The organism is Nocardioides sp. REDSEA-S30_B4, assembly GCF_001627265.1.
Taxonomy (GTDB): domain Bacteria; phylum Actinomycetota; class Actinomycetes; order Propionibacteriales; family Nocardioidaceae; genus Nocardioides.
The window spans coordinates 11824-23896 of the sequence record NZ_LUPI01000042.1 but is presented as its reverse complement, the minus strand read 5'-3'; the positions used below and the strand labels follow the sequence as shown (position 1 = coordinate 23896).

Genomic DNA, 12073 nt, shown 5'->3' with positions numbered 1-12073 from the left:
CGACAGGAAGGGGGAGAGCCGTGGACGACGACGCCGAGATCGTGGCGGAGTTCCTCGTGGAGAGCCACGAGAACCTCGACCAGCTCGACCGGGACCTCGTGGAGCTCGAGCGCACGCCGGACTCCCGCGAGCTGCTCTCCAGCATCTTCCGGACCATCCACACCATCAAGGGCACCAGCGGCTTCCTCGCCTTCAACCGGCTCGAGGCGCTGACGCACGTGGGGGAGAACCTCCTCTCTCGCCTGCGCGACGGCAAGATGGTGATGACCACCCACACCGCCGGCGCGCTGCTGACCATGGTCGACACCGTCCGCGCGCTGCTCGAGGCGATCGAGCACGGCGCCGGCGACGCCGACCCGGGCGTCGACGTCGAGTCGGTCGTCTCCCTGCTCGAGCGGGTGCTGGCCGGTGACGTCGAGGAGCCGGCGGCGGCGGCCGCCGAGGGCGGTGAGCAGGCAACCGTTTCGGAGCTGGAGTCGGTTCAGGACGCACCGCCTGCGCAGGCCGCGGTCGAGGGCGGTGAGCAGGCAACCGTCACGGCGACCGACTCGGTTGAGGACGCACCGCCCGCGGCGGCAGCTGCGCCCGCACACGAGCCGGACCCGGTCGCGGAGGAGCTGCTCGACCCGGTGCTCGACCAGGCTCCGGAGGACGTGCCCGCCGCCGCCGAGGTGGAGGAGGGCCGCCGGGGCGTCGTGGACTCCTCGGTGCGTGTGGACGTGGACCTGCTCGACGGGCTGGTGCAGCTGGTGGGGGAGCTGGTGCTGACGCGCAACCAGATCCTGCAGCGCACCGAGGCCGCCGACGACGTCGAGCTGGTCCGCGCCTCCCAGCGCCTGGACCTCGTGGCCAGCGAGCTGCAGGAGAGCGTGATGCGCACGCGCATGCAGCCCATCGGCCAGGTCTGGTCGAAGATGCCGCGCATCGTGCGCGACCTGGCCCACCAGCTCGGCCGCGAGGTTGACCTGGAGATGGACGGCCACGACACCGAGCTGGACCGCTCGCTGCTCGAGGCCCTCAAGGGGCCCCTGACCCACCTGGTGCGCAACTCCCTGGACCACGGCATCGAGCCGCCCCCGGCCCGTGCCGCGGCGGGCAAGCCGACGGCCGGCCGGCTGCTGCTGCGGGCCTACCACGAGTCCGGCCAGGTGGTCGTCGAGATCACCGACGACGGCAAGGGGATCGACCCCCGCCACATCGGCGACGTCGCGGTGCGCCGTGGCGTGGTCACCCGCGAGCAGCTGGCCCGGATGGAGCCGCGCGACGTCCTGGACCTGATCTTCCGTCCCGGGTTCTCCACCGCCGAGCAGGTCACCAACGTGTCCGGTCGTGGCGTGGGGATGGACGTGGTGCGGACCTCGATCGAGCGGATCGGCGGCAGCGTCGACCTCACCAGCACCGTCGGGTGCGGTACGACGATGCGGATCCGCATCCCGCTGACGCTGGCCATCATCCCGGCGCTGGTCGTCGGGCAGCAGGGTGAGCGCTACGCGATCCCGCAGGCCAACCTGGTCGAGCTGGTCCGCCTCGAGGGGCAGGACCTGCGCGAGAACGTCGAGACGCTCGCCGGCGCCCCCGTCCTGCGGCTGCGCGGTCGGCTGCTCCCGCTGGTGTCTCTCTCCGAGGCGCTCGGCGGCGAGAAGGCCGACCCGGACGGGCTCACCATCGTGGTGGTGCAGGCCGACGAGACCCGCTTCGGGCTGTGCGTCGAGGAGGTCCACGACACCCAGGAGATCGTCGTGAAGCCGATCGGGCGCCAGCTCAAGTCGCTGCCGACGTACGCCGGTGCCACGATCATGGGCGACGGTCGCGTCGCCCTCATCCTCGACGTGGGCGGCATCGCCCGCACCCGGGCGATCGGTGCGGCGCACGCGACCGAGCCCGAGGTGCAGGTCGGCACCGTCGACTCCCGGGCGCTGCTCGTGCTCGAGGTCTCCCAGGGCCGCCGGGCGGCGCTGCCGCTCACGGCGGTGAGCCGGCTGGAGGAGTTCGAGCTCGGGCGGGTCGAGCGGTCCGGCGGCGTGGAGGTCGTGCAGTACCGCGACGGCATCCTGCCGCTGCTGCGCCTGGCCCCGGCGATCGGGCTGGCCGAGTCGCCGCCTGCGGAGGACCAGATCAGCGTCGTCGTCCACGAGGACGGCCAGCACCGGGTCGGCATCGTCATCGACCGGGTCCTCGACGTCGTCGAGGAGCACGTCGTCCCGACGGAGGTGGGCAGGCGCAACGGCGTGCTCGGCTCCGCCGTGGTCCAGGACAAGGTCACCGACCTCGTCGACCTCGACGCCGTCGTGCGTCCTCTCCTGGCAGGTGCGCGATGACCGTCACGACCCTCACCCCGACCTCCGGAGGCACCCGGACCACCGGGGCCACCGGACAGATGTGCACCTTCTGGGTGGACGGCCTCTACTTCGGCCTCCAGGTGGAGCACGTCCAGGAGGTGCTGCGCTACCAGCAGCTGACGGTGGTGCCCTGCGCGCCGGACGCCGTCCACGGCCTCATCAACCTGCGCGGACAGATCGTGACCGCGCTCGACCTGCGGTGCCGGCTCGGGCTCCCGCCGCGACCCGAGGGCGAGCTGCCCATGAACGTCATCGTCCGCTCCCGCGGCGAGGTCGTCTCCCTGCTCGTCGACGACATCGGTGACGTCATCGACACCACCGAGGTCTCCCTCCAGCCCACGCCGGCCAACCTGCCCCCCACGGTGCAGGACGTCGTCGGCGGGGTGCTGCCCCTGCCCGGATCGATCCTTCTCGTCGTCGACGCCGAGCGCGCCGTCGACGTCTCCACACCCGACACCACCGGAGGAACGCCGTGACCGAGCTCCAGACCCGCGCCCACCAGAACGGCTCCGGCACCGCCTCCGGGCGGGCCAAGGCCGTGAAGGCCGCGTCGGCCAAGCCCGCCACCACCAAGACCACGACCGCGCCCGACCTGACGAAGATGCGCTCGGTCCTCGACGGCCTGCCCACGCGTGTGATGCTGGCCGACACGAACCTGGTCATCACCTACGCCAACCCGGCCACGGTCGAGGGGCTGCGTGCCCTGGCGGACTGGATCCCGGTCTCGCCCGACGACCTGGTCGGCTCGAGCCTGGACATCTTCCACAAGGACCCGTCCTACCAGCGCGGCCTGCTGGCGGACCCGGAGAAGTACCTCCCGCGTCAGGCGATGATCAAGGTCGGGCCCGAGACCCTGGACCTCACGGTCGCCGCGGTGTACGACGACGAGGGCACCTACGTGGGCGCCATGGCGACCTGGGACCTGGTCACCGAGAAGCTCGCGCTCGAGCAGCAGGTCGCGCGGGTCACCTCGATGATGGAGAACTCCCCGACGAACATGATGTTCGCCGACCGTGACTTCACCATCACCTACATGAACCCGGCGTCCCTGGAGACGCTGCGTGGCCTGCAGGAGCACCTGCCGGTGCCCGTGGACAAGATCGTCGGCACCAGCCTCGACGTCTTCCACAAGACCCCGGACTACCAGCGCGGCATCCTCTCCGACGAGGCCCAGCTGCCTCGCCGCGCCAACATCTCGGTCGGCCCGGAGACCCTGGACCTGCTGGTCTCGGCCATCCGGGACAAGAACGGCGAGTACATCGGTGCCATGGCCACCTGGGAGGTCATCACCGAGAAGCTGCGCTCGGAGGCCGAGCGCAACGACGCGATGGCCGACTCGGCCGCGGTCAACAAGGTGCTCGGTGAGCTGCAGAGCGCGTCGACGATCGACGGCGCGATCAGCGCGGTGCTCGACTCCGTGCGCGCGGAGTTCGGCTGGGCGTACGGCTCGTTCTGGGCACTCGACCGCGACGACATGACCCTGAAGTTCGTCCAGGAGTCCGGCGACGCCGGCCCGGAGTTCCGCAAGGTGACGCTGGAGGCCTCCTTCGCCCGCGGCGTCGGGCTCTCGGGCCGGGCCTGGGCCAGCGAGGACCTCTTGTTCACCCCCGACATCGGCGAGATGACCGACTGCGTGCGGGCGCCGGTGGCCCAGAAGGTCGGCGTGAAGTCGGGCGTCTGCTTCCCGATCATCGTGAGCGGCGAGGTCGTCGGCACGATGGACTTCTTCGCCACCGAGACCCTCAAGCCCTCGGCACAGCGCCTCGACGCGCTGCGCAACGTGGGCCGCCTGGTCTCGCAGGCCTACACCCGGATCAACAAGGAGACCGCCGACCGGGAGCAGGCCGCGGAGCTGGCCGCCAAGGTCGAGGCCGTCCTCGACGTCGTGCAGGCCGCGGTGGACGGTGACCTGACCCGGGAGATCACCGTCTCCGGGGAGGACGCGGTCGGCCAGCTGGCCGGCGGACTGTCCAGCCTGCTGGGCACGCTGCGCGAGTCGATGGCCTCCATCGGCCAGACGGCGGACGCCCTGGGCGTCGCGGCCGAGCAGCTGACGATCCTCTCCCAGGGCATGGGCGACGGCGCGTCGGTCACCTCCGACAAGGCGGCGAGCGCGAGCGCGTCGTCCTCGGAGGTCTCCGCCAGCATCCAGACGGTCGCCTCGGCGGCCGAGGAGATGACCGCGAGCATCCGCGAGATCGCGCAGAACGCGACGGAGGCCGCCTCGGTGGCCACCGGTGCGGTGGGCGTGGCGAGCCAGGCGCAGGACACCGTCGCCAGCCTGGGCGAGTCCTCCGCGGAGATCGGTCAGGTCATCAAGGTGATCACCTCGATCGCCCAGCAGACCAACCTGCTGGCCCTCAACGCCACCATCGAGGCGGCCCGGGCCGGCGACGCCGGCAAGGGCTTCGCGGTCGTCGCCAACGAGGTCAAGGAGTTGGCCAAGGAGACGGCGAAGGCCACCGAGGACATCGGTCGCAAGATCGAGGCGATCCAGGGCGACACCTCCGGTGCCGTGTCGGCGATCTCGGAGATCTCCGAGGTGATCGGTCGGATCAACGACATCCAGACCACGATCGCCTCGGCGGTCGAGGAGCAGACCGCGACGACCAACGAGATCGCCCGCTCGGTGACCGAGGCCGCCGGTGGTGCCAACGGCATCGCCGACGACATCTCGCAGGTGGCCTCGGCCGCCGACGACACCCGCCAGGGCGCCCAGAACACCCTGCAGTCGGCGACCGAGCTCTCCACCATGGCCTCCGAGCTGAAGGCCCAGGTCGGACGCTTCCGAGTCTGAGCAACTGAACCGCCGTCGATCCTCTCCCTGACCGCTCCACCCGGTCGACGGTCCACGGACCGGCCCCGGTCGCACATCCCACCCCCCAGTGCGACCGGGGCCGAGCCTCGTCCGCCGAGAGGTCGCTCGCGCACGGCCGAGAGGTCGCTCGCGCACGGCCGAGAGGTCGCTCATGCACGGCCGAGGCGTCGCTCATGCACGGCCGAGAGGTCGCTGACGCACGGCCGAGGTGCGACGAGCCGCGGCGACGGGCCGGGGACCCGGTTAGGCTCACAGCCACCATGAGTGCCGCACCGCGCCCGGAGTCCCTCACCCGGCTCGAGCAGGAGGTCGGCGTGCTCGTGCGCCGGGTCCGCCGGGTCATCGCCGAACGGGCCGGGGCCGTGCACGCGGAGCTGCAGCCGGCGTCGTACCTCATGCTCGCCCACGTCGCCGAGCACGGTCCGATGCGCGCCTCGACCGTCGCGGACCTCTTCAGCATCGACAAGGGCGCGATCAGCCGACAGGTCACCCACCTCATCGAGCTGGGCCTGATCGAGAAGTCCCGCGACCCCGAGGACGGGCGGGCGTGGCTGCTGACCGCGACGCCCGACGCGCGGGAGCGGCTCGCGCAGGTCGCCGAGAGTCGCCGGCGCTACCTCGCCGACCGGCTCGGCGGCTGGGAGTCCGGCGACCTGGAGACCTTCACCGCGCTGCTCGCGCGCTACAACGAGAGCCTCGGCTCCGGGGTCGAGACGGACTGATCCCGACCCCGGCGGCCGACGCGGGGTGACCCGGGTGACCTCGGCCGGCTCAGCGCAGCCAGACGGCCGTGTCCCCGGGCAGGGTGTCGGTGACCGGGCCGCTGGCGATGACGACCTCGCCCGCCGGGAGCGGGACCGGGGTGCTGCCGCAGTTGAGCACCACGGTGACCTCGCCGCGACGGAAGGCCAGCAGGTCCTCGCCGAGGTCGAGCATCTCGACGGTCGACGGGGAGCCGAGCAGGGTCCGGCGGGCGGCCAGCGCGCGACGGTAGAACGCCAGCGTCGAGTCGGGGTCGGCCTCCTGCGCGGCGACGGTGAGCCCGGCCCAGTCGCCGGGCTGCGGGAGCCAGGGCTGGCCCCCGCCCGGTCCGAAGCCGTACGGCGGCTCGGAGCCCGACCACGGGATCGGGACCCGGCACCCGTCCCGCCCGACCTCGGGGGACTCGCTGTCCTTGGTGCGCAGCCAGCTGGGGTCGGTGCGGTGGGCCGGCGGCACGTCGACCTGCTCCAGCCCGAGCTCCTCGCCCTGGTAGAGGTAGGCCGAGCCGGGCAGCGAGAGCATCGTCAACGTGGCGGCGCGGGCCCGGGCCAGGCCCTGCTCGCCACCGCCGTAGCGGGTGACGTGCCGGATGACGTCGTGGTTGGACAGCACCCAGGTGGGGTCGGCGTGGACCTCCTCGAGCGCCTCGAAGGTGCTGGTGATGACGTTCTCGAAGGAGGCGGCCGACCAGGCCGCGAGCAGCCAGGAGAAGTTGAAGGACTGGCTCATCTCGTCGTCGCGGACGAAGCGGGCCATCGACTCCGGCGACTGGGTCCAGGCCTCGGCGACGGTCATCCGGTCGCCGTCGTACTCCGCGAGCACCCGGTGCCAGCGACGGTAGACGTCGTGGACCTCCGGCTGGTCCCACATCGGCTCGTCACGGTGGGTCCGCTCGACCATCGACTGGGTGGCGTTGACGTCCGTGCCGCCGCGCTGGGTCTCGCCCTCGGGGATGACCTGGTCGCGCAGTGACTCCTCCTTGAACAGCCCGTGCGCCACGTCGACGCGGAAGCCGTCGACGCCGCGGTCGAGCCAGAACCGCAGGACGTCCTCGAACATGTCGCCGACCTCGGGGTTGCGCCAGTCGAAGTCGGGCTGGGAGGAGTCGAAGAGGTGGAGGTACCACTGGCCGTCCTCGACGCGGTCCCACGCGGAGCCGCCGAAGACCGAGAGCCAGTTGTTGGGCGGCTCGGAGCCGTCCTCGCCCCTGCCGTCGCGGAAGACGTAGCGCGCCCGCTCGGGGCTGCCCGGGCCGGCGGCGAGCGCGGCTTGGAACCACTCGTGCTGGTCCGAGGAGTGGTTGGGCACCAGGTCCACGACGACCTTGATGCCGAGCTCGTGGGCGGTGGCGAGCAGCGTGTCGGCGTCCTCGAGGGTGCCGAAGAGCGGGTCGATGTCGCAGTAGTCGGAGACGTCGTAGCCGTGGTCGTTCTGCGGCGAGCGGTAGAACGGGCTGATCCAGATCGCGTCCACCCCGAGGTCGCGCAGGTAGGGCAGCCGGCTGGTGATGCCGGGCAGGTCGCCCACGCCGTCACCGTCGGCGTCGGCGAAGGAGCGGGGGTAGACCTGGTAGATGACGGCGTGGCGCCACCACTCGGTCTCGGCGGGCGTCACGGGGGGCGTCTGCTCGGTGGTCATGGGGACACTCTGACACACGGTGGTTGACCGGTACACCGTGATGCGTAAACGCTTACTCCCCGGCCTGGTGGCGCACCCTCAGGAGGGGATCTCGATCCACACCTGGCGGGCCAGCCCCACCAGCGCGCCGTCGGCCGTGCGCAGCGTCGTCGTCGCGTGGTGCTTGCGCCCCTCGGACCCGCGCGCCTGGCCGGTCACGACGAGCGTCTCGCCGACCTCGGGGAGCCGGTCGACCCGCGCCGTCATCCGCCCCAGCACCCGCGGGCCCTCCTCGATCCCGCTCGCCCAGGCGCCCGCGCAGTCCAGCGCGGCCCAGGCGATCTCGTACGACGACGCGTGCGGGGTCCACGACGCCGCGACCGTGCCCCGACGACCCGGCACCGGCCCGGGCAGGATGCGCAGCCCGTCGCCTGCGGCCCGCTCGGGTCCGCACGAGAAGCAGGTGGGGAAGGGGTGCCGGTCGTGCCCGGCGTACGACGCCTCGGCGGCACGCGCCACGTCGACCGGCACCGGCGCGCTCGGCTCGAGGTCCGTCTCCACCGCGCGGGCCTCGAGGACGGTGCGGCCCTCGGCGTCCAGCGCGCGCCACGCGCCCTCGTGCTCACCGACTTCCAGCGGGACCTCCAGCGGCGGGGGGAGGCGCAGCGTCACCTCGACGGTGCGACCCAGCGCACCGCCGGTGGCGGTGAGGGCCGCGAGGGCGCCGGCGGCCCAGCCGCCGTTGGCCGAGTCGGGAGGTCCGTGGAAGGCGGTCGGGACGATCAGGGAGGTCATCCCCGGATCTTCTCCCACCGGTCCAGCGCCTCCTGGCGCTCCTCCTTGTGGTCGACCATCGGTGCGGGGTAGCCGACCAGGTCGCGGGTGTCGGGGTCCGGGTCGTGCGGGTCCGGCACCTGCTCGGGGTCGGAGAGCTCCTCCACCCAGCGGCGGACGTAGTCGCCGCGCGGGTCGAACTTCTTGCCCTGCGTCGTGGGGTTGAAGACCCGGAAGAACGGCGAGGCGTCGGTGCCGCTGCCGGCGACCCACTGCCACCCGTGGTTGTTGGAGGCCAGGTCGCCGTCGACCAGCCAGTGCAGGAAGTGCCGCGCACCGTGCTGCCACTCCACGTGCAGGTCCTTGACCAGGAAGCTGGCCACGATCATCCGCACCCGGTTGTGCACCCAGCCGGTCGCCCGCAGCTGGCGCATCCCGGCGTCGACGATCGGGAATCCGGTGCGGCCTTCCTGCCAGGCCTCGAGCTGGGCGCCGGGACGGTCGTAGGACAGTCGCGCGAACTCGGGCTTGTAGTACTCCCGTGCGGTCTCGGGCCGGGTGTGCAGCACGTCGGCGTAGAACTCCCGCCAGGCCAGCTCGGTGCGGTAGACCCGGGCACCGTCGGACCGGCGGCGCGAGAGGTCGGCGAGCAGCGTGCGCGGGTGGACCTCGCCGTACTTGAGGTGGACCGACATCCGGCTGGTGCCGTCGACCCCGGGCCTGTCGCGATCCTCGGCGTAGTCGTCGACGCGGTCGAGGAACTCCTCCCACCGCCGTCTCGCCGCGGCCTCGCCGGCCTCGGGCAGCTCGAGCCCGGCGGGCAGCCGCGGGTCGGGGATGTCGGTCGTGCCCTCGTCGGTGTGCTCGTCGAGGGTCAGCCACGAGACGCCGGTCGGGGTGTCGACCGGGCCGCGCCAGCCGTGGTCGGCCCACGCGCGGGAGAAGGGGGTGAACACCTTGTACGGGTCGCCGGAGCCGTTGCGGACCCGTCCGGGCGCGACGGCGTACGGCGAGCCCGTCCGGACCAGCTCGATGCCGGCGTCGGCCAGGGCCTTCTCCACCTCCTCGTCGCGCCGCGAGCCGTAGGGGCCGTGGTCGGCTGCGACGTGGACGGTGGTGGCCTGCACGGCCTTCGCCGCCAGGACGACCCGGCGCACCGGGTCGCCGCGCACCACCGACAGCTGCGTCCGTCGCTGGCGCAGCGAGGCGTCCAGCGAGCGCAGCGACGCCCCGAGGTAGGCGCGACGGCTCGGACCGCTCGGTCCCCAGAGCGCGGGGTCGAGCACGAAGAGCGGCAGCACGTCGCCGCTCTCGGCGGCCGCGATGAGCGCCGGGTTGTCGGCCAGGCGCAGGTCCCGGCGGAACCACATCACCGATGTCATGGGGCCCCAGCGTGCCAGCGGCGGGGGACCCGGACATCACCCGAGCGGCCGCCGGACCGGGCCCTGGGTGGGGATGGGATGATGGCGCCGTGAGCGACCTGATCGACACCACCGAGATGTACCTCCGGACGATCTACGAGCTGGTCGAGGAGGGCATCGTCCCCCTGCGCGCCCGGATCGCCGAGCGCCTGCACCAGTCGGGTCCGACGGTGTCCCAGACGGTGGCGCGCATGGAGCGCGACGGCCTGCTCACCGTCGAGGGCGACCGGCACCTGGAGCTGACCGAGGACGGCCGCCGCCTGGCCATCCGGGTCATGCGCAAGCACCGCCTCGCCGAGCGGCTGCTGACCGACGTCATCGGCCTGGACTGGGAGCTGGTCCACGAGGAGGCCTGCCGCTGGGAGCACGTGATCTCCGAGACCGTCGAGCGGCGCTTGATGGAGATCCTCGACCACCCGACGGAGTCGCCCTACGGCAACCCGATCCCCGGGCTCGACGAGCTGGGCGAGACGCCCGGCGCGGAGGGGTTCATGGACGGCGTGGAGTCGCTGTCCAAGGCCGCCGCCCGCGGCGAGGGCCGGGTGCTGGTGCGTCGCATCTCCGAGGAGATGCAGAAGGACGAGGACCTCATGAGCGCGCTGCGCCGGGTCGGCGCGATGCCCGACACGACCGTCACCGTCGCGCAGACGCCCGAGGGCGTCCTGGTCGGCGCCGGCGGGGAGACCGCCGAGATCGTCCCCGAGGCGGCCGACCACATCTTCGTCCGCCGCCTCTGAGGGCTGGCCGAGCCCGGCCCGAGCGGCGTCCCGGCTCCTCGCTGAGGTCGTCGCCGGGTCCTTGCTGGGGTCCTTGCCGGGTCCTGCTGGGGGTCATCGGCAGTCGGCGGCCGGACCTGAGAGCCGTCCAGACGGGTTCCGGACCGCGCGTGACCGCATTCCCGGACGCGTCGTTGTCGTGGCATGCAGGCAATGTCTACGCTGGTGGAGCGCCGTGCGGGCGGCGACGGTCGATTCGAGGGTGTCATGGAGCTGATCTCGGTGCCGCTCAGCGCCGCGCTCCTGACCGACGGTCGGGGGGTCGGCGGCCGTTTCGTCGTGGCGCACTCCGAGTCCGCACTGGCTCGCGGCCTGGACCTCGACGAGCACGTCGTGGTGGTCGACCCGGACGGTGAGTTCCACGCCGCCGAGGTGGTCGACATCCGCTTCGAGCTCACCGACACCCACTACGAGCTCGAGCTGGGCGTGCGCCTCCCGCCGCACGTGGTGCGCGACCGACTCGCGAGCGCGCGGGGCACCCGCCGCCGTGAGGACCGCGACTGGGTGGACACGGGCGACGTGCTCGACATGCTCGGCCGGCTCCGCGACGCCGCCAGCGAGGACTTGCGCGACGACCCGTGGGGCGGCCCCGGCGCCGGTCCCCGTCCTGTCTGACCCGTCCCGTCCGACTCGTCCCGTCTAGCCCGTGCCGACCTCTCCGGGCGAGCGCCGGGAGAGGCGTTGCTCCAGCGCGGAGAGGAACGGCGAGCAGCCGGTCTCGACGGCGTACGTCGCCAACGGGTCGCCCCGGGTCTCCCCGCGGTTGGCGATCACCACCGGGACCCCCAGCGAGGCGGCTCGGCGGACGAAGCGCAGCCCGCTCATCACCGTCAGGCTCGAGCCGACCACCAGCAGCGCACCGTCGCGCTCGACGAGGGAGTCCACGGCCGCGTAGCAGTGCGCCACGCGGTCCTTGGGGACGTTCTCGCCGAAGAACACGACGTCGGGCTTGAGGATGCCGCCGCACCCGCAGGCCGGCACCACGAAGCCGTCGGTGTCCTCGAGGTCGACGTCGCCGTCGGGCCGGATGTGCACCGAGGGGTGCCGCTCGTGCCAGTCGGGGTTGAGACGCCCCATCTCCTCGTGGAGCGCGGACCTGGCGCCGGTCCGACGGCACGACAGGCACACGACGTCGGCGATCCGGCCGTGCAGCGCGACCAGCCGCGGGGTGCCGACGCGCTCGTGCAGCCCGTCGACGTTCTGGGTGATGAGCAGGTCCGGGGCGATCCGGGCCAGGACGTGGTGACCCTCGTTCGGGTCCGCGCGGCGCATCCGTCCCCACCCGAGGTGGCTGCGGGCCCAGTAGCGCTGCTGGGCGGTCGGGCCGGAGACGAACTCCTGGTAGGTCATGGGCCGCCGCGGGGGAGCGTCGGGGCCGCGGTAGTCGGGGATGCCGGAGTCGGTCGAGAGGCCCGCGCCGGTGAGCACCACGAGGGGGCGGTCGGCGAGCAGGTCGAGCGCGGCGTCGACGTACGACGCGCTGCGGCCGCGCGTGCCGGTGCCACTGCCCGCGGGGGTGGTCGGGGGGCTGCTCACGGTCGGTGGCTGGGTCGGGGGCCGGGTCGG

Annotated in this window: 10 protein-coding genes; 6 read left to right on the top strand and 4 right to left on the bottom strand. The window is 72.7% G+C overall.

Going from position 1 to position 12073, the window contains the following annotated elements; all coding sequences use genetic code 11:
* The first annotated feature begins 20 nt into the window (after nucleotides 1–20).
* From A6R01_RS09875 to A6R01_RS09860, 4 genes are all read left to right on the top strand, one after another.
* Nucleotides 21–2318: a chemotaxis protein CheA gene (locus A6R01_RS09875; RefSeq protein WP_292605362.1), complete on the top strand. Its 2298-nt coding sequence runs from the start codon at nucleotides 21–23 to the stop codon at nucleotides 2316–2318.
* Nucleotides 2315–2815 (top strand): chemotaxis protein CheW, encoded by a 501-nt coding sequence (locus A6R01_RS09870; protein ID WP_292605360.1) that lies wholly within the window; start codon nucleotides 2315–2317, stop codon nucleotides 2813–2815. Before A6R01_RS09875 ends, A6R01_RS09870 begins: the two co-directional genes overlap by 4 nt.
* Nucleotides 2812–5136 (top strand): methyl-accepting chemotaxis protein, encoded by a 2325-nt coding sequence (locus A6R01_RS09865; RefSeq protein WP_292605358.1) that lies wholly within the window; start codon nucleotides 2812–2814, stop codon nucleotides 5134–5136. Before A6R01_RS09870 ends, A6R01_RS09865 begins: the two co-directional genes overlap by 4 nt.
* Nucleotides 5137–5417: 281 nt before the next feature.
* Nucleotides 5418–5879, top strand: coding sequence for a MarR family transcriptional regulator (locus tag A6R01_RS09860; protein WP_292605356.1), 462 nt, complete (start codon nucleotides 5418–5420; stop codon nucleotides 5877–5879).
* 49 nt (nucleotides 5880–5928) lie between these two features.
* Here the strand turns inward: A6R01_RS09860 and A6R01_RS09855 are convergent, their stop codons facing one another.
* From A6R01_RS09855 to A6R01_RS09845, 3 genes are all read right to left on the bottom strand, one after another.
* On the bottom strand, nucleotides 5929–7557 hold the full coding sequence (locus A6R01_RS09855; RefSeq protein WP_292605354.1) for a glycoside hydrolase family 13 protein: 1629 nt from the start codon (nucleotides 7555–7557) through the stop codon (nucleotides 5929–5931).
* A gap of 78 nt (nucleotides 7558–7635) precedes the next feature.
* A complete protein-coding gene (locus A6R01_RS09850) occupies nucleotides 7636–8331 on the bottom strand; it encodes a hypothetical protein (protein WP_292605352.1) in 696 nt (231 codons plus the stop codon).
* Complete coding sequence (locus A6R01_RS09845; protein WP_292605350.1) at nucleotides 8328–9692, bottom strand: deoxyribodipyrimidine photo-lyase; 1365 nt, start codon at nucleotides 9690–9692, stop codon at nucleotides 8328–8330. The genes A6R01_RS09850 and A6R01_RS09845 overlap by 4 nt, the downstream gene beginning before the upstream one ends.
* An 89-nt stretch (nucleotides 9693–9781) precedes the next feature.
* Between A6R01_RS09845 and A6R01_RS09840 the strand changes: the two genes are divergently transcribed.
* Entirely contained in the window at nucleotides 9782–10468 is a 687-nt protein-coding gene (locus A6R01_RS09840) for a metal-dependent transcriptional regulator (protein WP_292605348.1), read from the top strand.
* A gap of 183 nt (nucleotides 10469–10651) precedes the next feature.
* Nucleotides 10652–11122: a hypothetical protein gene (locus A6R01_RS09835; protein WP_292605346.1), complete on the top strand. Its 471-nt coding sequence runs from the start codon at nucleotides 10652–10654 to the stop codon at nucleotides 11120–11122.
* 24 nt (nucleotides 11123–11146) lie between these two features.
* Here A6R01_RS09835 and A6R01_RS09830 read toward each other — a convergent pair whose 3' ends face one another.
* Nucleotides 11147–12043 carry a Sir2 family NAD-dependent protein deacetylase gene (locus A6R01_RS09830; protein ID WP_292605344.1) on the bottom strand — a complete coding sequence of 299 codons (897 nt, stop codon included), beginning with the start codon at nucleotides 12041–12043 and terminating at the stop codon, nucleotides 11147–11149.
* Between the last annotated feature and the right edge of the window lie 30 nt (nucleotides 12044–12073).

What these genes read in the sequence shown, in the direction of transcription:
- A6R01_RS09855 (WP_292605354.1), bottom strand. Translation starts at nt 7,557, where the DNA reads ATGACCACCGAGCAGACGCCCCCCGTGACGCCCGCCGAGACCGAGTGG.
- A6R01_RS09845 (WP_292605350.1), bottom strand. Translation starts at nt 9,692, where the DNA reads ATGACATCGGTGATGTGGTTCCGCCGGGACCTGCGCCTGGCCGACAAC.
- A6R01_RS09850 (WP_292605352.1), bottom strand. Translation starts at nt 8,331, where the DNA reads ATGACCTCCCTGATCGTCCCGACCGCCTTCCACGGACCTCCCGACTCG.
- A6R01_RS09835 (WP_292605346.1), top strand. Translation starts at nt 10,652, where the DNA reads ATGCAGGCAATGTCTACGCTGGTGGAGCGCCGTGCGGGCGGCGACGGT.
- A6R01_RS09860 (WP_292605356.1), top strand. Translation starts at nt 5,418, where the DNA reads ATGAGTGCCGCACCGCGCCCGGAGTCCCTCACCCGGCTCGAGCAGGAG.
- A6R01_RS09870 (WP_292605360.1), top strand. Translation starts at nt 2,315, where the DNA reads ATGACCGTCACGACCCTCACCCCGACCTCCGGAGGCACCCGGACCACC.